At 67.3% G+C, this 22552-nt stretch carries 19 protein-coding genes and 1 pseudogene; 5 read left to right on the top strand and 15 right to left on the bottom strand.

Annotated elements, in window-relative coordinates:
• The first annotated feature begins 75 nt into the window (after positions 1–75).
• Positions 76–1476: an MmgE/PrpD family protein gene (locus GRC12_RS24230; protein ID WP_308286623.1), complete on the top strand. Its 1401-nt coding sequence runs from the start codon at positions 76–78 to the stop codon at positions 1474–1476.
• A 318-nt stretch (positions 1477–1794) separates the two neighbouring features.
• On the opposite strand, the gene GRC12_RS24225 is transcribed toward GRC12_RS24230, so the two are convergent.
• Positions 1795–3576 carry a CocE/NonD family hydrolase gene (locus tag GRC12_RS24225; RefSeq protein ID WP_208781470.1) on the bottom strand — a complete coding sequence of 594 codons (1782 nt, stop codon included), beginning with the start codon at positions 3574–3576 and terminating at the stop codon, positions 1795–1797.
• A 577-nt stretch (positions 3577–4153) separates the two neighbouring features.
• Positions 4154–4461 (bottom strand): annotated as a pseudogene (locus GRC12_RS46740) (transposase); the annotation flags it as partial.
• A gap of 165 nt (positions 4462–4626) precedes the next feature.
• Between GRC12_RS46740 and GRC12_RS24220 the strand changes: the two are divergent.
• Entirely contained in the window at positions 4627–5838 is a 1212-nt protein-coding gene (locus tag GRC12_RS24220) for an RNA-guided endonuclease InsQ/TnpB family protein (protein WP_208781469.1), read from the top strand.
• A gap of 12 nt (positions 5839–5850) precedes the next feature.
• On the opposite strand, the gene GRC12_RS24215 is transcribed toward GRC12_RS24220, so the two are convergent.
• Positions 5851–7494 (bottom strand): FAD-dependent monooxygenase, encoded by a 1644-nt coding sequence (locus GRC12_RS24215; RefSeq protein WP_208781468.1) that lies wholly within the window; start codon positions 7492–7494, stop codon positions 5851–5853.
• 154 nt (positions 7495–7648) lie between these two features.
• Between GRC12_RS24215 and GRC12_RS24210 the strand changes: the two genes are divergently transcribed.
• Positions 7649–8563 carry a LysR family transcriptional regulator gene (locus tag GRC12_RS24210; protein WP_208781467.1) on the top strand — a complete coding sequence of 305 codons (915 nt, stop codon included), beginning with the start codon at positions 7649–7651 and terminating at the stop codon, positions 8561–8563.
• Between the two features lie 99 nt (positions 8564–8662).
• On the opposite strand, the gene GRC12_RS24205 is transcribed toward GRC12_RS24210, so the two are convergent.
• On the bottom strand, positions 8663–9316 hold the full coding sequence (locus GRC12_RS24205; protein ID WP_208781473.1) for a hypothetical protein: 654 nt from the start codon (positions 9314–9316) through the stop codon (positions 8663–8665).
• Between GRC12_RS24205 and GRC12_RS45740 the strand changes: the two genes are divergently transcribed.
• Positions 9210–9542, top strand: a complete 333-nt coding sequence (locus GRC12_RS45740) for a P-loop NTPase fold protein (protein WP_244373697.1) — start codon at positions 9210–9212, stop codon at positions 9540–9542. The genes GRC12_RS24205 and GRC12_RS45740 overlap by 107 nt on opposite strands.
• Positions 9527–10774, top strand: coding sequence for a hypothetical protein (locus tag GRC12_RS24200; RefSeq protein ID WP_244373696.1), 1248 nt, complete (start codon positions 9527–9529; stop codon positions 10772–10774). The genes GRC12_RS45740 and GRC12_RS24200 overlap by 16 nt, the downstream gene beginning before the upstream one ends.
• 463 nt (positions 10775–11237) lie before the next feature.
• Here GRC12_RS24200 and dmpG read toward each other — a convergent pair whose 3' ends face one another.
• The 11 genes from dmpG to GRC12_RS24145 form a co-directional block, all read right to left on the bottom strand.
• Complete coding sequence (dmpG, locus tag GRC12_RS24195) at positions 11238–12260, bottom strand: 4-hydroxy-2-oxovalerate aldolase (protein WP_208781466.1); 1023 nt, start codon at positions 12258–12260, stop codon at positions 11238–11240.
• The gene (locus GRC12_RS24190) at positions 12257–13204 is read right to left on the bottom strand and encodes an acetaldehyde dehydrogenase (acetylating) (protein ID WP_208781465.1); all 948 of its coding nucleotides are present in this window, start codon (positions 13202–13204) and stop codon (positions 12257–12259) included. The genes dmpG and GRC12_RS24190 overlap by 4 nt, the downstream gene beginning before the upstream one ends.
• Positions 13201–14034 carry a 2-keto-4-pentenoate hydratase gene (locus GRC12_RS24185; protein ID WP_439959903.1) on the bottom strand — a complete coding sequence of 278 codons (834 nt, stop codon included), beginning with the start codon at positions 14032–14034 and terminating at the stop codon, positions 13201–13203. The genes GRC12_RS24190 and GRC12_RS24185 overlap by 4 nt, the downstream gene beginning before the upstream one ends.
• A gap of 25 nt (positions 14035–14059) precedes the next feature.
• Positions 14060–15508 carry an MFS transporter gene (locus GRC12_RS24180; protein WP_208781464.1) on the bottom strand — a complete coding sequence of 483 codons (1449 nt, stop codon included), beginning with the start codon at positions 15506–15508 and terminating at the stop codon, positions 14060–14062.
• Between the two features lie 11 nt (positions 15509–15519).
• The gene (locus GRC12_RS24175) at positions 15520–16356 is read right to left on the bottom strand and encodes an alpha/beta fold hydrolase (RefSeq protein WP_208781463.1); all 837 of its coding nucleotides are present in this window, start codon (positions 16354–16356) and stop codon (positions 15520–15522) included.
• Positions 16357–16419: 63 nt separating this feature from the next.
• On the bottom strand, positions 16420–17640 hold the full coding sequence (locus GRC12_RS24170) for an NAD(P)/FAD-dependent oxidoreductase (protein ID WP_208781462.1): 1221 nt from the start codon (positions 17638–17640) through the stop codon (positions 16420–16422).
• 69 nt (positions 17641–17709) lie between these two features.
• Positions 17710–18585 (bottom strand): hypothetical protein, encoded by an 876-nt coding sequence (locus GRC12_RS24165; protein WP_208781461.1) that lies wholly within the window; start codon positions 18583–18585, stop codon positions 17710–17712.
• A 55-nt stretch (positions 18586–18640) separates the two neighbouring features.
• Positions 18641–19054, bottom strand: coding sequence for a bifunctional 3-phenylpropionate/cinnamic acid dioxygenase ferredoxin subunit (locus GRC12_RS24160; protein WP_308286622.1), 414 nt, complete (start codon positions 19052–19054; stop codon positions 18641–18643).
• 11 nt (positions 19055–19065) lie between these two features.
• Positions 19066–19554 carry an aromatic-ring-hydroxylating dioxygenase subunit beta gene (locus GRC12_RS24155; RefSeq protein WP_244373698.1) on the bottom strand — a complete coding sequence of 163 codons (489 nt, stop codon included), beginning with the start codon at positions 19552–19554 and terminating at the stop codon, positions 19066–19068.
• On the bottom strand, positions 19554–20918 hold the full coding sequence (locus GRC12_RS24150) for an aromatic ring-hydroxylating oxygenase subunit alpha (RefSeq protein WP_208781458.1): 1365 nt from the start codon (positions 20916–20918) through the stop codon (positions 19554–19556). Before GRC12_RS24150 ends, GRC12_RS24155 begins: the two co-directional genes overlap by 1 nt.
• A gap of 183 nt (positions 20919–21101) precedes the next feature.
• Positions 21102–22157: an SDR family NAD(P)-dependent oxidoreductase gene (locus tag GRC12_RS24145; RefSeq protein WP_208781457.1), complete on the bottom strand. Its 1056-nt coding sequence runs from the start codon at positions 22155–22157 to the stop codon at positions 21102–21104.
• Positions 22158–22552: the final 395 nt, after the last annotated feature.

Here is a 22552-nt window from a genome sequence, read left to right as displayed (position 1 = left end):
CCTGGTCGGTCAGTCTGCGCACACGGACGGGCTCGGCCACCGCGCCTCCAGCGATCGGATCGGACGTCACTCCACATCCAACCGCCACGACCACCAACCCGGCGAACCAACGCGGTCACAGCACTAGCCGGTTTCGTACAGTCAACGCACTTGCATGAGATCGACCCCGAAGCCCGGCAGGTCGTCCGTACCATGATCGCCACAGTGCTCGGCACCACCGTGGCAGGCGCCGCCGAGGACGGCTGCCGGGAACTGAGGGCACTGCTGCTGGAGCAGGGTGGCACCCCGCAGGCCACCTCGCTCGTATACGGAGACCACCTCCCGGCCGCCTCCGCCGCGTTGCTCAACGGGGTGATGGCTCGCGCGCTCGACTACTGCGACGCCATGGCACCGGGCCTCCACCTCGGCTCCTCACTGATCCCCGCCGCGCTCGCGGCTGCCGAGCTCCGCGGCGGGATCAGCGGCGCTGACCTCGTCACCGCCATCGCGGTCGGCGCTGAGGTGGGATCGCGGCTCAACCTCACCGAGGCGCTGTACGACGGCCTCGACCCGACCGGCGTCGTCGCGCCGATCGCCGCCACGGCAACGGCAGGCCGCATCCTGGGCTTGTCGACGGATCAACTGGTGATGGCCCTCGGCCTGGCATTCAACCGCGCCGGCGGCAGCTTCCAGAGCAACGTTGACGGCTCTCTCGCTGTGCGGCTGATCCAGGGCTGGGCCGCAGAGGCAGGCGTGACCTGCGCGCTGTGGGCCCAGCGCGGGTTCACCGGCCCCCGCCGCTTCCTGGATGGCGTCTACGGCTACGCCCACCTGTACGGCCGGGACCAGGTCGACACGACAGCCCTCGTCAAGGACCTGGGCCACCGCTACGCGCTGACCGGGATGATGTTCAAGAAGTTCCCCAGCTGCGGCCTTAGCCAAGCGGTAACCGAGCTGGCGCTGCAAGCGCACCGGTCAGGGATCAGCGCCGACGAGGTCGACCGGGTGGAAGTGGTGCTGCCGCCCTACGCCTACCGCCTCGTGGGGCATCCGTTCGCACCTGGCGCGAATCCCCGGGTCGACGCCCAGTTCAGCGCTCAGTTCTGCGTGGCGAACGCGCTCCTCCACGGCTCCTCCAAGCTAGAGCACTTCACCTCGGCCGCCGTAACCAGCAGCAAAGCGACCGCTGAGCTGGCCGCGCGGGTCCACGTCACGGCAGACCCCGCACTTGACGCCCGCGGCCACAGCGCGGCTGACCTCATCGTCATCACCCGTGGCTCCCGCCACTCGTTCGGGCTCGACATCGCGCCAGGCTTCCCGGGGAACGCGCTCTCCCCGGAGGACCACGACCGCAGGTTCCGAGACTGCCTGGCGGCCGCGGCGTATCCGCTCTCGGACAGCCAGGCCGGGAGGCTCGCGGAGTCCCTGCAGAACCTTGAAGACCTCCCAAGCGCCACCGGGATGATCGCAGACCTGATCAGCCTGGACGCCCGTTGAGGGATGACCTGATCACCCGGGCCGGCCTGCACGCACCAGTGCCGTTTCCCCATCTGGCAGAAAGGCAAGACACGGGCGTAGCCCACCTGCGGAAGGACGGGGGTCGTCCCCCCGGGAGATGACAAGTACGGGGAAGACGATCGAAGATCGCCGAACACATGCCACCCGTTCACCCAACAGACCGTTGCGCTGTGCGACAGGACATCGTGCCCAGGGCGGCAACATCGAACGTCGCGGACACGTTGGGGACACTTCCTCAGGGACCGGGTGGAGTGTTTGTGGCAGTCCGCCCGGCCCCCATCGTGCGGGGATGAGTCGTCAGCTCACGACTGGAAGCAGGAGGTGCGAATCGAATGCGCCTCCGGTCCGGATTCGGTACTCACCGCGGTTGCGGGTCGGCATGTTGGGGTCGGGGGTCCCGGCCGTACTGACGGAGCCGACGGGGTGACCCGCGATCTTGACCACAAGATGTTCGCCGGGGTGGACGACGAACGCCGAGGGCCAGAGCGACAGTTCGACCGGCACGGCAACGCCTGGTTCGAGGAGCTCTTCGCTCTGGTGGAGCAGTACCGGCTCGGATTCCGTCGACCGTGCAGGATCGAGCGCGCGGTGCGAAGCCCTGATGCACCCGTTGGGCCCGGCCCAGGCGAAGGGGAGGTCGATGACACCGTCGGTGACCTGGGTCTCGGCGAAGGTACGCACGCCGGGGTCGGTGATGGTGAAGTGGTGCAGCACAGTGCCGTCCGCGCTCTTCTTGTAGACCGCCGCGAAGATGTCCGCGTCATCGGCCTCCGCAGCCTCGATCCACAGATGGAGCTTCATGTAGCCGTTGATCTCCAGCTCCTCGATGGCCTCGATGGAGAACTCCACCGAGTCGCCAAGGTCATCGCCGACGTAGGTGAGGGCGGCCTCCTGGGCGACCGCGCCGTCCACCAGCGACCCGGAGGTTGCGTCCAGTGCGAGGGAGCGCCATGTCTGTCGTGCCAGTGGCCATTCGCTCTCGGCCCGTCCCACGACGTCCGTGCCGCCCTGATCGAGGATCGACAGCCGCACACGGGGAGTGTCCTCCCACCCGTTCTCGAGGCCCTTGAGGTAGCGATCGAAGAACTTGCGCAGATCGTCCCTGCTGTCCTGGTCAGCAATGTCGAGCCACTCAAACGAGTTGTGCACGCGGAGCCACTTCTCCGTGGACCCGAGCTCACGGTAAGCCCGGATGGTGCCTGGCGTGTGGAGCGGGTTGGTCCAGCTCGCGGCGACGTAGGCCGGAATGGTGATCTTGGAGAAGTCGGCCACCTTGTCAGCCCAGTAGGCATTGAAGAACGGGTACCGGTCGGCGTTCTCGCCGACTGCATCCTCGACCAAGCCCTGGCCGAAAAGGGTGGCGTGGATGGCGTCGGCCCAGAAGGCCCCGGTGTTCCGGATGCCGCCGCGGAAGACCGTGTCGCGGTAGAAGTCGCTCAGGCCCTCCCAGGGTGCGATCGCGGCCAGGTGCGGCGGCTGCTGGGCAGCGGCAGCCCACTGGTTGGCTGCCAGGTAGGAGTTGCCGTTCATCCCGACCTTGCCGTTGCACCAGCCCTGCTGCGCGATCCACTCGACCACGTCATAGATGTCGCGACCGCTCTTGGTGCCCGGGAACACCGCGTGCTCGCCATCGGAATATCCGGTGCCCACGGCATCGACATTGACCACCGCGTAGCCGTGAGCAACCCAGTAACCGGGGTCCGGGGCTTCGAAGGAGTCCAGGCCCGAGAACTGATCCGCGGTCGCGCCGAAAGCCCGCACCGGGGGGTTGGCGTTCCACGGGCCGTGACCCGCACGCTTGCCGTAGTGCGTGTAGGCCAAGATCGCCGGCACCCCCTCCTCACCCACCGGCCTGAAGACGTCGCCGAACACCTCGCTTCCGTCACGCAGTGCGATGGTCACGTCACGCTCGAACAAGATGTCGCACAGGAGCGGGAACGCCCCCTCGGCGTTCACGCTGCCCTTCCTGAGCGTCAAGGTCGCAGGATCAGGCACCGGCAGAGGCGGCTGCGACTTCTCCGGCCGAGGGGACGGCATGAAGGCCACCTCGAGACCGAGTTCGTCGATGAATTTGTCCAAGGCATCCTCCGCAGTCACGAAGTTCGTACTTCTGGAACGCATTGGACTATGACCATGGACTCCCTGGGTCGCAACGCCACGTCCCCGCGCCAGAAGCCAGTCCCAGCAACCGATTTCCCACTCGATTCCGCCCAAGCCACGGCAAGAACCCGACGCACACCGAAGAGCAAACCTTCCAGCAACGGCCCTCAGTTTGAAACGAAAACGAAACAATCACGCTTCTCGACACCGTGTGGAGTCAATGGTTCAGGGTGGGACAACAGCGTGCGGCCTCGGCCTCCCAGTGTCAGCCACTACATGGCGCGCTGCACGCCGGTGCGTTTCTCGGGGCGCTGATCGGCTGCCGAAGCGCAGCATCCACCAGCGGGCCGGGTTCCGGGGCGAGGCATTCGTCGACAATGGCACCTTCGTCGACAACGGCGCCTCCGATACCAGTCATGTGTCGAACGACACCACGAGCAGGCCCGCGATTTACCGCGCTACGCCCGTCGCATCTACGTCGGCTTCCGTCTCTTCGCCTGGTCCATGCTGTGCGCCCCGATCGTCAACGGGCTGGCCCTGCTGTGGATCGCCGCCAGGCGGTGACGGTGGCGGCGCCGTCATCCGGCGCCAGACGCAGGGCGTCCAGCGGCGCCGGCCCCGGAGTTGCGGCCTGCATCGAGCGCGCAGATCACCGAGTACGGCCAGGCGGGGACGGGGATGTGTTGGTCCTTGCCGCGTCCGCAGGTGTGACGCAGGGTCCGCTGCGGCGAGGTGTGGGCGTCGGGGCGTGGCCAGCAGGTGATGTCGGCGCCTGCACCAGCCGGCCGTCCGCCGCCCGCGGTAGCGTCACCGTGGCCAGGGCCGTCACAGCCGGGCGACGTCCACCCGGCCCGCGGCCAGGGCATCATCGGGGCTCTCCTTCGTGGATACCCCCGGCTTCAGCCGGGGGAGGAAACGAAGTCCCTGCGGAGCAGGCAGGAGAAGCCGGTTCGCCGCCAGGGCGGACTGGCGTTCGCCGGCAGCCGGCAGACCACCATGGCTCACACCGGAGCTGATACGGTGTGAGGTATGGCGGAGCAGGTCAAGCGGGCGTTTAAGTACCGCTTTTACCCCACGGACGAGCAGGCAGCGGAGCTGTCGCGCACGTTCGGCTGCGTCCGCCTGGTGTACAACAAGGCGTTGGAGGAGCGCACCCGGGCCTGGTACGGCGAGCAGCGCCGCATCTCCTACGTGCAGTCCTCCGCCGCGCTCACGGAGTGGAAGAAGACAGAGGAACTGGCCTTCCTGACCGAGGTGTCCTCCGTCCCGCTGCAGCAGGCGCTGCGCCATCTGCAGACCGCGTTCGCCCACTTCTTCGCCAAGCGGGCGAAGTACCCCCGGTACAAGAGCCGGAAGAAGTCCCGTGCGTCGGCCGAGTACACCCGCAGCGCCTTCACCTGGCGCGAGGGGAAGCTGACGCTGGCCAAGATGACAAAGCCCCTGGACATCCGCTGGTCGCGCCCCCTGCCCGAGGGTGCGGTGCCGACCACGGTGACCGTGTCCCGGGATGCGGCGGGACGCTGGTTTGTGTCCCTGCTGTGCGAGGACACCATCACGCCCGCCCCCGCCACCACGAATGCGGTCGGCCTGGACGCCGGGATCGCCTCCCTGGTGACCCTGTCCACCGGGGAGAAGATCGCCAACCCCCGGCACGAGCGGCGAGATCGCGCCCGTCTGGCCAGGGCGCAGCGGGAGCTGTCGCGCAAGGCGAAGGGCTCGGCGAACGGGGCCAAGGCCCGCAGGAAGGTTGCCAGGGTGCATGCGCGGATCGCCGACCGGCGCCGGGACTTCCTGCACAAGCTGTCGACTCGACTCGTCCGCGAGAACCAAGTGGTCGTGATCGAGGACCTCACCGTCCGCAACCTGCTGAAGAACGGCACGCTCGCGCGCGCCGTCTCGGATGCGGCCTGGACGGATCTGCGCATGATGCTGGAGTACAAGTGCGCCTGGTACGGGCGCGAACTCGTCGTGATCGACCGCTTCTTCCCCAGCTCGACGCTGTGCGGAAGCTGCGGCACGGTCGCGGCGAGGCTGCCGCTCAACGTCCGCGCGTGGACGTGCGAGCACTGCGGCGCGGTGCACGACCGGGACGTGAACGCGGCACGCAACATCCTGGCCGCCGGGCTGGCGGCGTCTGCCTGTGGAGACGGTGTAAGACCTCAACGGGAGTCCTCCCGCACAGGGCGGTCGTCGGTGAAGCAGGAACCCCAGCGGGCGACCGCTGGAATCCCTCGCCATTAGGCAGGGGAGAAGTCAAAGGGCCCGCCGTGTCCACGGCGATGCTCTCCTGATTCCCTCGGTGCCCCCGACGGCCCTGGTCGCGGCGGCGAGCACTTCGTGGATGTCGGCCCGGCTGCACACCGCCGCAACGTGGGCGTCCGGACGGACCACCCACACCTCATCCGGCGCGGGCTCGAGCTCCGCGGCCAGCGCACGGGTGGTATCGATCGCCGCGATCGAGTAAATCTCCACCGGGCCCGCTACCGCGCCGGAGACTTCGGTCAGCAGCTGGTCTGCCTCGACCGCGTCGCCGACGAGGAGCAGGAGCCCCCGGCGGGCCAGCTCGCGGAGCCGCGTGTTCGAAGCACCCGGAACGCTGACCCGCACCTGAGGCAGGACGACGCCCGGGCCGGGGCGCGGAACCTCCCCCTTCGCGGGGCGGCCGAGGAACGGGCGGCGTGGCTGCGGCGTGGTCAGCGGCGAGTCGACGTACCAGAACGGCGCGGCCATCGTGCTCGTGTCGATCGCCCCGCGCGTCTCCTCGCTCGGATCGAGACGGGCGGCCTCGAGCAGCCGCCGCCGGCGCTCGCGCTGCTCGTCGTCCTGCGGCACCAGGAAGTCCGTCGTCGTGCTCGTGACCTGGAGGTTCTCCCGGGCTGCCGCGCGCCGCTCGAGATCGTAGCTCTCCAGCAGCTCTTCGCCTGCCCAGCCGTTCAGCACGTAGGCCAGCTTCCACGCCGCGTTCTCGGCGTCGCACACGCCGGAATTCAGGCCGCGCCCGCCGAAGGGCGCCATCAGATGCGCGCAGTCGCCCGCCAGTAGCACCCGTCCGACCCGCATCCGGCTCGCCAGCCGGGCGTGGAACCGGTAGACGGACTTCCAGATCACCTCGTAGCGGGCGTCACCGATGAGGGCGCGCATGCGCGCGTCGAAACCACCGGCCGCGTCGTCGGCCTCGTCGTAGTCGTCCCCGAGCTGCCAATCGATGCGGAAAGTGGACTCCGGACAGGGCTGGATCAGGATCTGGCGCCCCGGATTGTGCACCGAGTTGAAATGGAAGTGCCGGTCGCGACCCCACGGAGAGTCCTCGACCTTGATGTCGCAGATGAGGAACCGGTCGGCGAATGTCCGTCCGTCGAAGCTGACGCCGAGCTGCTCGTGGAGGTCGCGGGTGCGCGCCCCGAGCGCGGCGACGGCATAGTCGGCCGTCACGGTCACCCGGCTGCCGTCCGGGCGTACGCACTCAAGGGCCACCCCGGTGCCGTCCTGCGAGATCCGCTTCATCCGGTGTCCCCACCGGACCTTGATGAGGGGCTGCCGGGCGATCTGCTCGTCCAGCAGCGCCTCGATCCGGGCCTGGGACAGGGTCAGCATCGCGGGGTACTCGCTGGGGCCCGTGTCGTTGTAGGACTCGACGAAGAGCTCCCGATCCTCGTAGTAGACGTGGCCGAGGACCTTCGCCTGGCCCTCCTCGACCATCTGGCGGCCCGCCCCGAGCCCCTCCCAGATGTCCAGTACGTTTGGCCGATGGGTTACGGCCTTCGAGCCAACCAGCTCGCGGACAGGACGCGCGTCAACGATCGTGACCGGTATGCCCCAGCGCGCAAGCAGGAGCGCCGCCGTCTGACCGACCGGTCCGTTACCTATCACGACGACGCTGCGGCGTTCGTTGCCCATGTGGCCTCTCATTTCCTCGTGAGCGTTCGCGCGCGGCAGTGCGCGACGCACCACACTGCGCGAAGGGGACGAGAACATCCCCGTGAAGAAATCGTGACAGCGGCACTCATATAGCTCAAATACATATTGGTGAGCAACGAGATATTATTTGTGAATGGAACTGCGGCAGCTTCGCTATTTCCTCGCGGTCGTGGCAAGCGGATCATTCTCTCGCGCCGCGGTGGCACTGCACATGACGCAGCCGCCGCTCAGCATCGCCATCTCGAACCTCGAAAAGGAGCTGGGCGTGCAGCTCCTGACGCGGGGACGCCACGGGGTGCGCCCAACGCGGGCTGGCGAACATCTCGAGAAGCTCGGGACCAAAATCCTCGCCGACATCGACGAGATGGGGCGCCTGCTGCGCGGGGTGGCGGACGGGTCGCGTGGCCGGCTCTCCATCGCCGCGGAGCCGATCGCCACGGTGTCCGTCATCCCCGCGCTGCTGTCCCGATTCACGTCCGAGGCACCGGACGTCGACATCGTCCTGATGGAGTCCCACCCTCATGACGTGTTGGAGCACGTCGCGCATCGGAGGGCCGACGTCGGGCTGATCCCGACCGCGGGGGTCGCGAAGCTCCGCGAGCTTCACGGCGAACGCCTCGAGATCAGCCGGTGGGGGAGGATGCCGCTACTGGCGGTGCTGCCGCCCCACTATCGCGAGCACCCCGACCCGATCGACCTGCACGACCTGACCGCCGAACACTGGATCCTGCCGATCCGCCACCCTCGCCTCCCGGGGATACAGGGCATCATGGAGGGTGTCTGGGACGAGCTGGGTCTCCCGTACCCGGATTACCGCGAGGTGTCCACCCTGCAGACGGCGATCCCGCTCATCTCGGCCGGGCTCGGGGTGGCGGTGATGCCGCCGTACGTTCGTCAGGTCGCGCCGCCCGATCTCGTTGTCCGTGCGGTTCTCCAGCCCATCCCTCCTCTGGAAGGTGCGATCGTGCAACGCAGGGAGGACGATCCTCAGCAGACAGTGCGCCGCTTTCTCAGCCTGGCGCGGTCGGTGCTGGTCGACGACGTATGACGGGCATACAGCCCGTCCGCGGTGCGAGCTGACCGGCGAAGGGGCCGAATGCGTCATTTGGCCCCTTCGCCTTGCTCTTCGACCGGCCGGATGACGCATTCAGCCGCGGCCGCTACGCGACCGCCTCCGGCCACGGCGATGGTGCTCACCACGCCGCCGCTTGCTCGCCGCCCTTGGAGACGAACGCCTCCCGATCCGCGGACGGCCGTTCCCCCATGCCAGCACCGCGATCAGGGTGACCAGGCAACCGACAGCAGGTACGAGCTGACCGACAACCAGGTCCCGGCACACTCCAACAACCAGGCGGCGACGAGCGGTGCGAAGCCGCCACCGACGAGCCGATCGCGTAGGAAACAACGAGCCGCTGTAACGGATCTCCGGAGGAAACCGCTCGGCGTAGGCCGCCGCCTGGGGGCCGTAGGTCAGGCCGAGGCCGACGGCGAGGCCGAACACCGACACGAGCATCCACACCGTGGCCGCCAACGCTGAGGGGGGAAGGACGTCTCGGCGTCCCCCCTGGGTCAGGGGCTGTAGCACAGTCAGGACGTTCAGGATGTGGCCAGCCTTCGCGGCCTCGGTGAGTATCTCCCGGGCAGCCCGAGGCCGGTGGGGCCACAGGCGGTGGAACAGAGTGTCGAGGGCGTACATGTCGGCGGCGGCGACCTCGCGGAGCACGGCGTCGGCCTCACGAGGGCGTTCCCGCTCGTCGAGGAAGTTCACCAGCTGTTGCCGGGCCTGCCGCTCGCCGAACATCGTCTACGTCCTGTGCTTCGACCGCGAAGTGGTAGAGACGGCGTTGACGGATGAGGCGGTCAAAGGGTCCGCGTACCTGGAGAAGATCGTGAAGATGTCGGTGGAGGTGCCGCCGCTGCCCTCGCAAGCGCTCTCCCCGGTCATCGCCGAAGGACCCAGGCACTCGACGGGATCCAGTCCGGGCCGTTGCATGCGTCGCGGTGGCCGGACGTGCTCGTGCAGCTGATCCTCCCGATGTTCTCCACCATCCGGGATGTGAAGCGGTACCTGGCATCGGTGCCGCTGGCCGTGCGAAGCCTGGGTACGGAGGTGAATCTGGTCGATGTTCTGGCACTTGAAGCCCTACGCGTGCGCTTTCCCGCAGCGCACGCGATGCTGCCCGCCGCCGCGGACCTGCTGACGCCCGCCAAGACGAGGTTCCAGGCCAGCACGGACCGGACAGAGCGAGAGAGGGCGTTCGTGGAGGAGTTCACCAGCCTCTTGAACGGCCACGCCCAGCCTGTCATCCGCCTGCTGTTCCCCGCCGCCGAAAGGCTTCTCGGCGGCCAGAACTACAGCTTTGACTGGAACCAGACCTGGGAACAGGACCGGCGGGTCGCCTGCAGCACGGTGCTCGACTTCTATCTCCACCGCCGACTGCCGGCCGGACGGGCACCCGCCGAGTACGTCGACCAGGTTGCGGACTGCATCGGCGACGAGAGCGCACTCAACGAGGTACTGGGGCAGGTGCCGGACGCCCTGCTGGACGACACCCTCAAGCGCCTGGTGCTCCATTGTCGCGACGCGCCCGAGGGCAGCGTGCTGCCGACGGCCGCGGCGCTGATGCGACAGCTGCCGCGGGTCCGGCTGGGCTCCACGGGCATGTACTCCCCCAGCGGTGAATGGGCGGTGCTGAGCCCGGTGAGTGTTCTGCTGCGCAACCTCGGCGGCGACGTAGCCGACCATACCGTCCGTAGCCTCTTTAGTGGCATCCCGAGCCTGTACGGAAAGGTCCTTCTGCTCGACATCGCCTCGGGCCGTCCGGGCAAGCAGGGATTGATTCCGGATGAATCCGCCCGGTTGCTCAGGCAAGAACTTGCCTCCCTACTCCGCACGGCCGGACCCGAGGACCTTGCCGACGAGCGGATGCTGCTGCGAACGGTCCTTGTGGCAGCAGCAGACGGTCCGCCTGCCCTTGAACCGGCCTTCGATGCCCGCGCTGTCGCGCGCCTGCTGGAAAGCGGAGTGGCGCCGGTACACAGCCAGACGATGGGCAGCGTGGCCGTACGAACCGAGAAGCAGCTCAGGTGGGACTCCCTGGTGAGCGTCTACGGCGGGGAAGCGCATCTGGCCGAGGCCGCCGTGGCGTTGATGCAGCAGTGCCTGCAGGAGGGGACCGTCGAGCTGAACGAGGACCTGGCCGCCGCTCTGGCTCTGTACGAGAAGTACGCGACAGGCTGGCGCCCCGAGGAGTTCTGACCACACACCATGCTCCGCGGGCGACTGGCGCGCCACATCTGCCATTTCACCGACTAGATGACGGTGCCCAACTGACACTCCCCTGCAGACCATCATTGGCCGCCCGACACCCCACGACGACTCGGCCTGCTCAAGTTCTCCTGGACGAAGATCATCCGGCATCAGCTGGTCAAGGGCAGGGCGTCTCCGGGCGCCCCGGCGCTTGAGTCGTACTGGGCCGAGCGGCGTCGCAAGGGAGCGCCTCCACCAATCATGCCGCGTGATGGTGTAGGCGATCACTGTGCGGGTGTGCGCGCGCGGGTGCCCGGGGGTGCATCCGGTGACGGCCTCCGCACCCTGCGCATAGGACAGTGATAGCCGAGGATGATCACATCACCACCACGCAGTACCTCTTCGATGACTGGCGCTGGGGTAGTGAGGTGCTCCTTGAGCGGCCCGATGTCCTCGGCGAAGATCGCCCAGGTCAGGCCGTCTGCTTCGTGCGCGCGGCAAGGTCCAGGGCGATGTCGGTGATCATGTCCTCCTGGCCGCCGACCATGCGCCGACGGCCGACCTCGACGAGGATGCTGCGAGTGTCCAGGCCGTGGCGGGCGGCGGCGGTCTCGGCGTGCCGCAGGAAACTGGAGTACACGCCCGCGTAGCCGAGGCTGAGGGTCTCGCGGTCCACCCGTACCTCGCGGTCCTGAAGGGGCCGCACGAGGTCGTCGGCGGCGTCCATCAAGGAGAACAGATCACACCTGTGGTCCCAGCCCATCAGGTCGGCGACCGCCACGAACGCTTCGAGGGGGCAGTTGCCGGCCCCCGCACCCTGCCCCGCGAGCGAGGCGTCCACCCGTACGGCGCCGCTCTCGACGGCGACGACGGTGTTGGAGACGCCCAGGGCGAGGTTGTGGTGGGCGTGGATGCCCAATTCGGTCGCCGGGTCGAGAACGTCGCGGTAAGCGCGGAAGCGGTCGCGGACGCCGTCCATGGTGAGGCGGCCGCCGGAGTCGGTGACGTAGACGCAGTGGGCGCCGTAGGACTCCATCAGCTTGGCCTGGCGGGCCAGTTCGGCTGGTTCGGCCATGTGGGACATCATCAGGAAGCCGGCGACGTCCATGCCCAGCTCCCGTGCGGCGGCGATGTGCTGGGCGGAGATGTCGGCCTCGGTGCAGTGGGTGGCGACGCGGACCGAGCGGATGCCCAGGTTGTGCGCCTGGCGCAGGTCATGCAGGGTGCCGATGCCGGGCAGCAGGAGGGTGGTGGGGATCGATTGCCGCGTGGCGTCCACGACTGCCTCGATCCATTCCCAGTCGGTGTGGGCGCCGATGCCGTAGTTGATACTGGAGCCGGCCAGTCCGTCGCCGTGGGCGATCTCGATGGCGGCCACTCCGGCGGCGTCGAGGGCGGCGGCGATGGTACGGGCCTGTTCAACGGTGTAGCGATGCCGGACAGCGTGCATGCCGTCCCGCAGGGTGACGTCCTGAACGTAGAGTCGCGTGGTCATCGTGCGGCCCCCTCGGTGGAGCGGTGGGCGGCCACGCGTTCCGCGGTGCGCAGCGCGGCCGAGGTCATGATGTCGAGGTTCCCGGCGTAGGACGGGAGGTAGTGCGCGGCGCCCTCGACCTCCAGGAAGACGGACACCTTCAGGGCGCCGCCGGCGCCGCTCGCACCGGGCGCGAGGGTGCGCAGCGGGTCGTCGGACGCCACCCGCTCGAACTGCACCTTCTGCTTGAGCCGGTAGCCGGGGACGTATGCCTGCACCCCGCCGACCATCTCCTCGACCGACGCGGTGACCGCCTCGGTAGCGCAGTCGGACACCAGGCAGTGAACGGTGTCCCGCATGATCAGCGGGGGTTCCGCCGGGTTGAGAACGATGATCGCCTTGCCGTGGGCGGCACCGCCGACCTTCTCGATGGCGGAGGACGTCGTCTCGGTGAACTCGTCGATGTTCGCACGGGTGCCAGGTCCGGCGGAGCGGGAGGCAATGGAGGCGATGATCTCGCCGTAGTGCACCGGGGTCACCGCGTTCACGGCCGCCACGATCGGGATGGTCGCCTGGCCGCCGCAGGTGACCATGTTGACGTTCGGGGCGTCGAGGTGGACGTCGCCGTTGACCGGCGGGACGACGTACGGGCCCAGCGCGGCCGGGGTGAGGTCGACGAGAGTTCGGCCCAACGGGCGCAGTACCTCGTCATGGTGACCGTGGGCGCCGGCCGAGGTCGCGTCGAAGACGATCTCCACGTCGGCGAACTCGTCCAGTGCGACGAGCCCTTCGACGCCCTCGTGGGTCGTGGCGACCTTCAGACGGCGGGCGCGGGCCAGACCGTCGGAGGCGGGGTCGATCCCCGCCATCGCGGCGATCTCCAACGGCTCCGACAGCCGCAGGACCTTGATCATGAGGTCGGTCCCGATGTTGCCGGAGCCGATGATGGCGACCTTGCTGCTCACAGCTCGCTCCCTTCCTTCGCGAAGCCGACCCGCACGGAACCCAGACCGGCGATACGGGCCTCGAACATGTCTCCCGAGACCGCGGGGGCCATCGGGCCGAGCGCACCCGTCAGCACCAGGTCGCCCGCACGCAGCGGGTCGCCGCGGTCGGCGAGCGCGGCGGCCAGCCAGACAGCGGCGTTGAGGGGGCTGCCGAGACAGTCGGCGCCGGTGCCCTCGGAGACGGTCTCGCCGTCCCGCGTCATGGTCATCGTCACCGTGCGCAGGTCGACGGCGGTCAGCGGTACGGGGGTCGCACCGAGGACGTACAGGCCGCAGGAGGCGTTGTCGGCGACGGTGTCGACCAGGGAGATGTCCCAGCCGGCGATACGGCTGTCCACGATCTCCAGCGCAGGCAGCGCGAAGTCGACCGCACGCAGGACGTCGACAACCGTGCACTCCCGGTCCGGCAGGTCCCGCCCGAGCACGAGAGCCACCTCGGCCTCCACCTTCGGCTGCAGCAGCCGCCCGGCGGGCACCTCGCCGCCGTCGGGTACGGCCATGTCGGCGAACAGTGCGCCGAAGTCCGGCTGGCTCACACGGAGTTGGCGTTGCACAGCCACAGACGTCAGGCCGATCTTGCGGCCGACGGTGCGGCGGCCGGCGTCCAGGCCGCGCCGGACGTTCACCTGCTGCACGGCATACGCGGACTCGAGGTCACCTTCAGCGAACAGCGTCCGCACCGGCGGGCAGGCAACCCCGACGCGGACTGCCTCGGCCAGCGCGTCGGCGGCCTTGCTTACAGCAAGTGGGTCGCCATCCGGAGGGATGGAGCCGGAGATGGTTGGCACGTGCAACCTCCTAGTTCTATTGCTCTTACCATTTTCCTTTCTCGTCCGGCACGCTCAGGACGAGAGGGATGACGATGAGGAGGAGAGTGGCGGAAAAGGCCGCCAATACGGTGGCGAAGACGACCGGGTTCTCGCGGGAAGCTGACACGACGGTGCTGCCGACTGTGACGTAGACAAGGCCGCCGATCTGGCGGAACAGCCCTCGAAGGCCCGAGGTGCTTCCGATTTCCTGGCCCGCGAGGCGAAGACCGGCGTTCATGCTGGAGGGAGCTCCCATTCCCCCGCCGATTCCGGTCACGGTGGTGCAGAGGGCGAGCCAGAGGAACGCTCCACCGATGATCGGTGGAATGGACAGGAGGAACACGCCGACCGAGGCCAACCCGAAGCCGACGAGCATGGGCAATCGCGTTCCGATCCGGCGCAGAAGGATGGCCGTCGCGGTCGTGACCGTGATGGCGCCGATGGCTCGCCCGCTCAACGTGGTTCCGGCTTCAAGGGGGGTCAGACCGTATCTGACCTGGGCGTAGAGCGGGACCAGGGCGGAGAGGCCGATGATGACCCCGCCGTACAGGAAGGACACCAGATTCATGCTCAGGAGCGGTCCTCGGCGCAGGAACCGCACCGCGAGGATGGGGTTCTCCAGTTTTGCGCTCCGTCGGAACAGGACAGCAAAGGTGAGGCTTGCGACGGCTGCCAACGTAACGCATCCGAGGACAGCGGCCGGCGAGGTCGAGGTCCCTATCAGGGTGATCCCGATCATTGCGGTCGCGCTGCTGACCGTCAGCAGGAACAGGCCGAGAAAGTCGAACCTGCCAACCTTCTCGGGGCGACTCGCAGGTATCACGGTGAGAGCGAGAATGACGCACACGACGCCAATCGGTACGTTCAGCAGCAGTACCCATCGCCACGACCAGTGGTAGATGATGAATCCGCCCACGATCGGCCCGACGAGATTGCCGATCGGGAAGATGCTCGTGAAAAGAGCGATACCACGGTCCCTGCTGTCACCGAAGACATCGGAGATGATTCCTGTTGCCGCCGGAATGAAGCCCCCGGCCCCGACCCCCTGGAGCAGTCGGAGAAGGATGAGCGTCCAGATGTTCGGGGCAAGTGCGGCGGCCAGGGACGCCAGCGTGAACAGGGCCAGGCAGCAGAGAAAGACACGACGCCGGCCGAATTGATCGCTGATCGTCCCGACCGCGGGCATGGCCACGATCTGACCCAACTGGTAGCCGATGATCGACCACGTTGCGATGGCGAGGTTGGTGTCCAAGCTGCCGGACAGCTCCGGAAGCGCCGTCGACATCGCGGTCTGGTCGATGGAGCCCAGCAGGAGGGCTACGCCGACGGCGATGAAGCAGAGCGCCTTCTGGCGCGCGCTGTGGTCAGTCATCACATGGGTGTCTTGAGTCCTTCTCGGGCCGCTGGGCCTGCGGAGCGCGAAGATCAGCTGGGTGCGGAAACGCGCGGTCATGCAGACCTGCCCTAGCTGGCGAGGAATTCGAGGGCGATCCTGTTGAATTCCTCGGGGTGTTCGGCCTGCGCCCAGTGCCCGCAGTTCTTGAGGATGACCATGGTGGCGTCGGCGACGTCACGCATGAGCTGAATCCCGATCTCGTAGGGATTGACGCGGTCGTCCTTGCCCCAGATGATCAGCGTCTTCGCCGCGACTTTGTGGAGTTCGTGTCGCAGTTCGCGTTCAGGTACGCGCTGGGCCGCGTCGCGCGTGCCCGCGGTGCGAAGACGTTTCTGGGCGACTGCCACCCGGGCGGCGATGACATCCTCGCTCATGACCGAGGGGTCGTACAGCATGGCCGCCGCGAGGGCCCGGAAGGTCTCGGGAGTCGGATCGGCGGCCGCCTCGGCGATACGGCGGTGTCCCTCGGTGGGGGCAGAGTGGAAGACCGGTGGGTAGAGGAAGCCGCCCGGCCCCATCAGCACCAGGCGATGAGTGCGCTCGGGGTAGTCGACGGCGAACGCCAAGGACGTCGTGCCGCCGAGAGAGTTGCCGACGAAGCTGGCGCGCTCGATGCCGAGTTCGTCGAGCATGTCCCGCACGACACGCGGTTGGACCACCAACCTGGGCTCGGCCGTGAAGTCGCCCTCGTCGCTCTCGCCGTAGCCGAGCATGTCGACCAGAAGGGTTCGATAGCGCGCGGCGAAAGGCCCGAAGTTCTGGTGGAAGTTGCTGTAGCCACTGGCTCCCGGACCACCGCCGTGCAGCATGATCACTGCCTCACCGGTGCCGGCCTCGTGGACGTGGATGTTGTAGCCGCCGGCACGAACGAACCCGCTCGTGGCCTCTTCGGAACGAATTGACACGGACCATCAACCTTTCGAGTATCTTCGTGCAGCCGCGCGGAGCGCGGTGAGAGTCCGGGGAGATCAGCTCCTGTGCCTGAGCACCGTCTCCCGCAGGGTGCGGACCGCGTCGTCGAAACCCAGTCCAGCGCGCAGCATCCGTCGGGCGTTCATCAGCCCGCGAGGGTGATTGAGGCTGAGGGCGGCAACGAATCGTCCGTCCTCGTCGCCGTATGCGATGACGCCGTGCGGGTTCTCACCGGTGACGTCGCCGAGAACCTCGTATGCGGACCGTGATTCCGCAATGCTGACGAACTGCAGTTTCCAGTCGTATTGGTCGCTCCACACGTAGTGGAGCGGCTGATACGGGATCGGCGTGCCGGCGAGCATGTTCCGTGCGACGTGTGCGCCCTGCTCGACGGCGTTGGTCCAGTGTTCGACTCGGGTGGCGTGGCCAACCCGGGGATCCTGCCACCGCGCGACGTCGCCGGCCGCGTAGATCTCCTCGTGGCCGAGGACTCGGCAGTACTGGTCGCACAGCACGCCGTCGTCGACGGCCAAGCCCGAGGAGGAGAGCCAAGCGTCGTTGGGTGCGGCGCCGATTCCCGCGACGACCAGGTCGGTATCGATCGTTGAACCGTCACTGAGCTCGACGGACAGGTTGCCGGGGTGGCCCTGGACCGAGGTCACGCCGACGTTGAACCGTGTCCGCACTCCATGGCGCTCATGGATGTCGCCAAGCAGTGCCCCGACCTCCGGGCCCAGCAGGCGCGCCAGCGGCGCGGACAGGGGATCGACGACAGTCACGTCACACCCGAGCGCGTGGGCGGCCGCGGCAACCTCGGCACCGATGAACCCGGCGCCGACGACCACGACCCTTCCGTATTCACGGAGAGCCGACCGCAACTGTGCACTGTCAGCCAGCGTTCGCAGCGTGAGGACGCCGGGGTTGGTCGCCCATGTCGGTTGTCGCGCGTGCGAGCCGGTGGCGATGACGAGTCTGTCGTAGGCGATGGTGCTTTCGTCGGCGAGCCGCACCGTCCGTTTTACTGCGTCAAGGTGCACTGCCGGAGAACCCAGGCGTAGTTGGAGGTTCAGGTCCGAGGCACGTTCACCGGGCAGCAACGACACCCGCTCGTGTCGCCCGTCACCGGTGAGCATCTGCTTCGACAGGGCGGGCTTGTCGTACGGTGGCACCTCCTCGTCACCGACGAGGATGATGCTTCCCTCAAAGCCCTCGTTGCGGAGGGTCGTGGCGACGTGGACGCCGGCGACGGAGGCGCCGATGATGACGATTCTGGTCATCTCTGCTCCCGATCGCCGAAGAGTTTGAGCAGCCGAGCAGCGTACGAGAGGGGTGCGCGCCGCATTCCGTTACTCGTCCCCCGGCCAGCACGCGAATCCGAGTCCGGTGACCGTGTGATGGAGGGGGATGTAGTCGACGATCTCGGCCCGACGATCGCCGAAGGCCCCGGCGAGTGTGACCCACGCGCGAATCTCGCCCGTTCCCCCAGCCAGTGTTTCGGAGTCGAAGGCGAACAGCTTCGCGAGGTCGGAACTGTGCCCGGCCTCTATGGTCTTCAGGACCCACTCGTCCAGTGACCGGTCGATCCAGCCGGCACGCGGACCCCCCGGATCATGGGACAGGCCGCCGGAGGCCACGATCGCGATCCGCTCAGGACGTTTGTCCGCGATGTCGGCGATCGCCTGCCCGAGCTCATAACAACGCTGTCCGCTGGGGAGGGGCTGGTGATAGCAGTTGAGGAAGACCGGCAGGACCGCGAGGCCCGCGTCCGCGATGCCGAGGAACTCCGCCGGCCGGGTGAAGGCGTGCCCGATGCCCTCGGATCGTCCCACCGGATGGATCTCCTGCATCACCGCTGGGTCGAAGCCCCGGTCCACCAGCCCGGCCGCCAGGTCACGGCCGAAGTCGCCGGGGCACCGAAGCTCGAGGGTTCGGTTCAGGCCGGGCTTGTCGGCGTATTTCGGCAGCGTTTCTCCTGTCGCCGCGTCCCCGCAGAAGACAGCCAGTGTGGGGTTGAAGGGGCTGCCGAACACTTCATTTTGGTCATCGCCGACGATGATGACCACATCCGGCCTGGCCGCCGCGAGTTTCGTGCGCAGTACGCCGACTGCTGTGTCGATCCGCGCTCGCAGGGCGATGTTCGTTTCCGGTGTCTCTGCCTTCGCGGTGGCAGGCTGTCCCACACCGCGAGTCATCTGCTGGTAGCTCTCCGCCCAGGTTTCCACGGGCAGGAGGACCCCGGGTGCGTGCGACGTACCGATTCCCAGAACTATCATCGATTCACATCTCCGGACGTTCAGATCGCGTTTGTGGTGCGTAGTCGTCGCCGGCCACGTAAACGGACTCACCGCGCACCTCGACGGTGTAGGTGCGTACGGCAGCCATCGCCGGCAAGGTGCGGGGCCTGCCCGTCCCCAGCTCGAACTCGGAGAAGTGGAGGGGACACACCACCCGGCAGTTCTCGACCCACCCCTCGGCGAGGGAGGCCGCACCATGGCTGCAGGTGTCACCGAGCGCGTAGAAGTTCCCGTCGGAGTTGAACACCGCGACGGATTCCGGCAAGAGGGGACTGTCCACGCGGCGCGACTCACCGTCGGCGATCTCATGAGTCTCGGAAACGTACACGAGGCGGTTTTCATCCAACGGTCGGCTTTCTCGTGAGCCGTGTGGAATGCCGTCTTCGAGGGTTTTCACTGCGTACTCCTTCAGAAGAAGACCGAGATGCCTCGGGGAAGGATCGCGGAGTCGAGTTCGATGTCCCGTCTCGCGATCTTCCATTCGCCGTTCACCGACCGCAGCACGTCGGTGCGTCGCCCGGCCCACCATGCCTCTCCTCTCAGCTTGCGTGCCTGGCGGACCAGGAAGGTGCTGTGGGCTCGCAGGTCGGGGCTGTCGGGAATGTCCTCGACCAGCACGTTCGAAATGAGGTGGCAGGTCAGGGACTTGGGAGTCTCCACGTGGGAGTAGCCGGATTCGTCCTTCGCGACACGGAACATGAGTCGCGTCTTGTCGTCCTGGATCACCGGGTGCCCCGCCGGCGCGGCGTCGCCCTGAACGTATTCCGTCAGTGGAAGGCGGTACTCAACGTCGTCGGTGAACAGATCGAGCCACTCCTTGTAGTCGTGGCGATCCAGCAGGTGCGCCTCCCGAAAGAGCAGCTGCTCCACTTGGTGGTGAACTTCGAGACTGACCATCACGCGTCTTCCTTCAGCATCTCGTTCATCCAGTACTGGTAGAACCGGCGCTGGTTGAACTCGCTCGGATTCGGGACCACCGTGCCCGGCAGGTCTGCGGATGTGCTCTGCGCGTCAAGGCCGAGCTTGAGGCGGTAGTGGAACGGCGAACGCCAGGTGGTCGGGGCATGCGAGGCGTCGACGATCCGTTCCATGTTCTCGACGTCGTCGGGCGCGACCACGCCGGCCATGTGCTGACCGAAGATCACGTGCTCGGCAGCGAACTCCTTGACCACGTCCGGCGCTTCACGCTCCACCATCGTCCACTGCCAGAACTCGTGGTCGTCGACGCCACGTGGATGGAACAGGAGGAAATGCCTGCCGCTCAAGTGCGACGCGAAACCCATGAGGCCCAGGTTGGGGTACATCAGGCCGTGCCAGAATCCTTTGGGCTTCCGCACCAGTTCGGCGGTCAGCTCCTGATACGTCCGGCGGCGGTACTCCAGCCAGTCGACCACTTCCTTGCCGAGGCGGCCGGCCACGCGGAGATCGGAGGTGTGCATGGAGTCGTCCGTGGCCACCACCCCGATACCCAAGGGCGCACGTCCCTCAGCCCCGGCGGTGAGGTCGAAGACCGTCCCCGGTGTCGCCTGGGAGGAACCGGCATTGATGTCCAACGGAGTGTGCAGGCCACGCTCGGCGAAGTCCCGCTGGACGGCCGTCATCGCGACATGGGTCGATGCCCAGACATGGTAGTTGTCGCCCGCGAAATTCTCCGAAGCGAGTTTCCAGTTCCCGCTCGAGGCGTACCGGTGCCAGCCGTGCAGCATCTCCAAGCCGCCGACCGGGACACTGAGGACGAAGTTCTTCAGCCACCACTGGACATCCGGACTGAGCCACTCTTCGAGCGCGAGCGCGTGTTCGTCGAAGGTCGCGAAGATCAGCCCGTGGAAGGTGGCGACCCGTGCGTGCTTGAGCCCCAGGGACGGCTTGTCGAGCGTGTCGCCGTAGACGATGTCTTCGTATGGCGCGCCCTGCATGGCGCCGTCGAGGTCATAGCTCCACCCGTGATATGAGCAGGCGAAACCCCGGGCGTTTCCCCGGTCGAACAGGCACACCTGATTGCCCCTGTGCGAGCAGCGATTCACCAGAACGTTGATGTCGCCGGTTCGGGATCGAAGAACAATGACCGGGACTTCACCCATGTAGTTGGTCACGAAGTCGCCCGGCTTCGCGACCATCCCCTCATGGCCCACTACCAGCCAGCTGCGGTTGAACACCTTTTCTGCTTCGACCCGGTACAGGTCCGGATCAAAATGCACCGCAGCCGCGACGTACCCGTCTTGATAGTTCACGAGACTGCGCAACTCGTGGCGAAGCGACATTGCCTCTCCTTACATGAATGATCTCTCGGGCCGGCCACAGGGACGTGTGGTTTCCAGGTGAGGGCACACCAGGTGAGGGCGGCCGGTGCGAGACCCTGCTGTGATGCTGCGGGACGGCGGCCCGGCGACCGGTCCGTCCCGTCGAGCCCTGGGGCGGTAGTCCACCGCAGGGCGCGTCTCGGATCAGTCGCCCTTGTCCTGTCCCGACGCACGGTCGATCGTCGCCAGCACCGCCGCGGCGGCGAAGACGGCCGCGCCGGGAGCGCCCGGCTGACCGGACCGCTCGCCGACCTGGGGCAGGGCACGCTCCACTCGGGCGTATGCCTCGTCAACGTCGGCGGGAAGGCCGTGGTCCTGCCAGTCCGCGAACTTTCCGTAGCCGTGGTCGTAGTTCCACTCGAGCACGTCGTACAGGCGCCCTGAGATGCCGCTGCCCGTCTGCGCCGCGAGACAGAGCGTCAACGGCAGGAGGTGTTCGGCAACGACCGGCCTGAAGGCATAGGACATGCCGGCTTCGTTGTAGGCGCGGGCGGTGTCGTCGAACCACGAGGCGCGTGTGTGACCGGGCATGAACGCGTTGACTGCGACGCCGTCACGGTAGTGCTCCTCGGCCAGGTAGAACGTGAGGGACGCGAGGGCGGCCTTCGATGCCTGATAAGGCATCTCGCGTCCGCCGGGCCGCAGAGCGTAGAAGCCGCCGCCGGCCGCCAGCATCACGATGCCGCTGCTGACGACGTTGACGATGCTTCCGCTTCCCTGACGGCGCATCGGTTCGATGAACTCGCGGATCACCTTGAGCGTGCCGAAGACGTTGACCTCGAACATGTCTCGCCAGTCCTGCTCGGTCGTCTCCAGCGTCGGCTTGTGACCCAACGGCGGAAACTGGGTCTCCGACACGAGAGCAGCGTTGTTCACGAGGATGGAGACGTCCCCCAAGCGCTCGCTGATCACCTGCCGAGCGTTGACGATCGATGCCGCGTCGGTGATGTCCATCTCCAGCGCAACGCCACCGGCGTCCTCCAACCGCTTCCGGACGTCCTCGGCACCCTCCCAGCTGCAGTCGGCGGCGACCACCGAGGCACCCGCTCGCGCGAGTGCGTCACCGATCGTCGCCCCGATGCCCCGCGCGCCGCCCGTGACCAGCGCGACACGCCCGTCAATCGCCGAGGACCATTCGTTGATCGCACGCGACACCTTCTGCTGCTGCCCGGCCACAAACTCGGCGTGCCCATTCACCATTCCGCTCCATTCTCGGTCAGATCCCGGACCGTATTGCTGCAACCGCAGAACTCCTGGCCCGCACGCGCCACCCCTGGCCGGATGACGAGATCGGAGCCAATTCCGTTCTGCGACGTTACCGCGACATTACGAAGCAGTGTCAATGGGTGAGTTTTCTATGACAGCTATGCAATTCAGGTATTACTCATGAATTCGAGAGGACCCTGAAGATTCCCGTGAGGCGGGTTCGGGGCGACGGACACTGCGCCGACGCCGGGAGGTGACAGGCCTAGCCTCGATCTTGCGTGAGGGTCCGTCAGCTTGCTGGCGGGCCCTTTCGGCTCATTCGGGGCGGTCATTTCTGCAGGTGGGCAGACTGGTGGCCCGGCTGTCGCGTCGGGTGGGCGCCGGGTTCC

The sequence above is a fragment of the Streptomyces griseorubiginosus genome (genome assembly GCF_017614965.1).
GTDB lineage: Bacteria > Actinomycetota > Actinomycetes > Streptomycetales > Streptomycetaceae > Streptomyces > Streptomyces griseorubiginosus_B.
The sequence above is the reverse complement of the archived record's forward strand: the minus strand, read 5'-3'. Positions and strand labels throughout refer to the sequence as shown.

Coding starts and splice junctions, on each gene's coding strand:
- GRC12_RS24145 (WP_208781457.1), bottom strand. CDS start 22,157: ATGGTGAATGGGCACGCCGAGTTTGTGGCCGGGCAGCAGCAGAAGGTG.
- GRC12_RS24155 (WP_244373698.1), bottom strand. CDS start 19,554: ATGGTCAGTCTCGAAGTTCACCACCAAGTGGAGCAGCTGCTCTTTCGG.
- GRC12_RS24180 (WP_208781464.1), bottom strand. CDS start 15,508: ATGACCGCGCGTTTCCGCACCCAGCTGATCTTCGCGCTCCGCAGGCCC.
- GRC12_RS24215 (WP_208781468.1), bottom strand. CDS start 7,494: ATGGGCAACGAACGCCGCAGCGTCGTCGTGATAGGTAACGGACCGGTC.
- GRC12_RS24205 (WP_208781473.1), bottom strand. CDS start 9,316: ATGTTCGGCGAGCGGCAGGCCCGGCAACAGCTGGTGAACTTCCTCGAC.
- GRC12_RS24170 (WP_208781462.1), bottom strand. CDS start 17,640: ATGACCAGAATCGTCATCATCGGCGCCTCCGTCGCCGGCGTCCACGTC.
- dmpG (WP_208781466.1), bottom strand. CDS start 12,260: ATGACCACGCGACTCTACGTTCAGGACGTCACCCTGCGGGACGGCATG.
- GRC12_RS24220 (WP_208781469.1), top strand. CDS start 4,627: ATGGCGGAGCAGGTCAAGCGGGCGTTTAAGTACCGCTTTTACCCCACG.
- GRC12_RS24150 (WP_208781458.1), bottom strand. CDS start 20,918: ATGTCGCTTCGCCACGAGTTGCGCAGTCTCGTGAACTATCAAGACGGG.
- GRC12_RS45740 (WP_244373697.1), top strand. CDS start 9,210: ATGTCGGCGGCGGCGACCTCGCGGAGCACGGCGTCGGCCTCACGAGGG.
- GRC12_RS24210 (WP_208781467.1), top strand. CDS start 7,649: ATGGAACTGCGGCAGCTTCGCTATTTCCTCGCGGTCGTGGCAAGCGGA.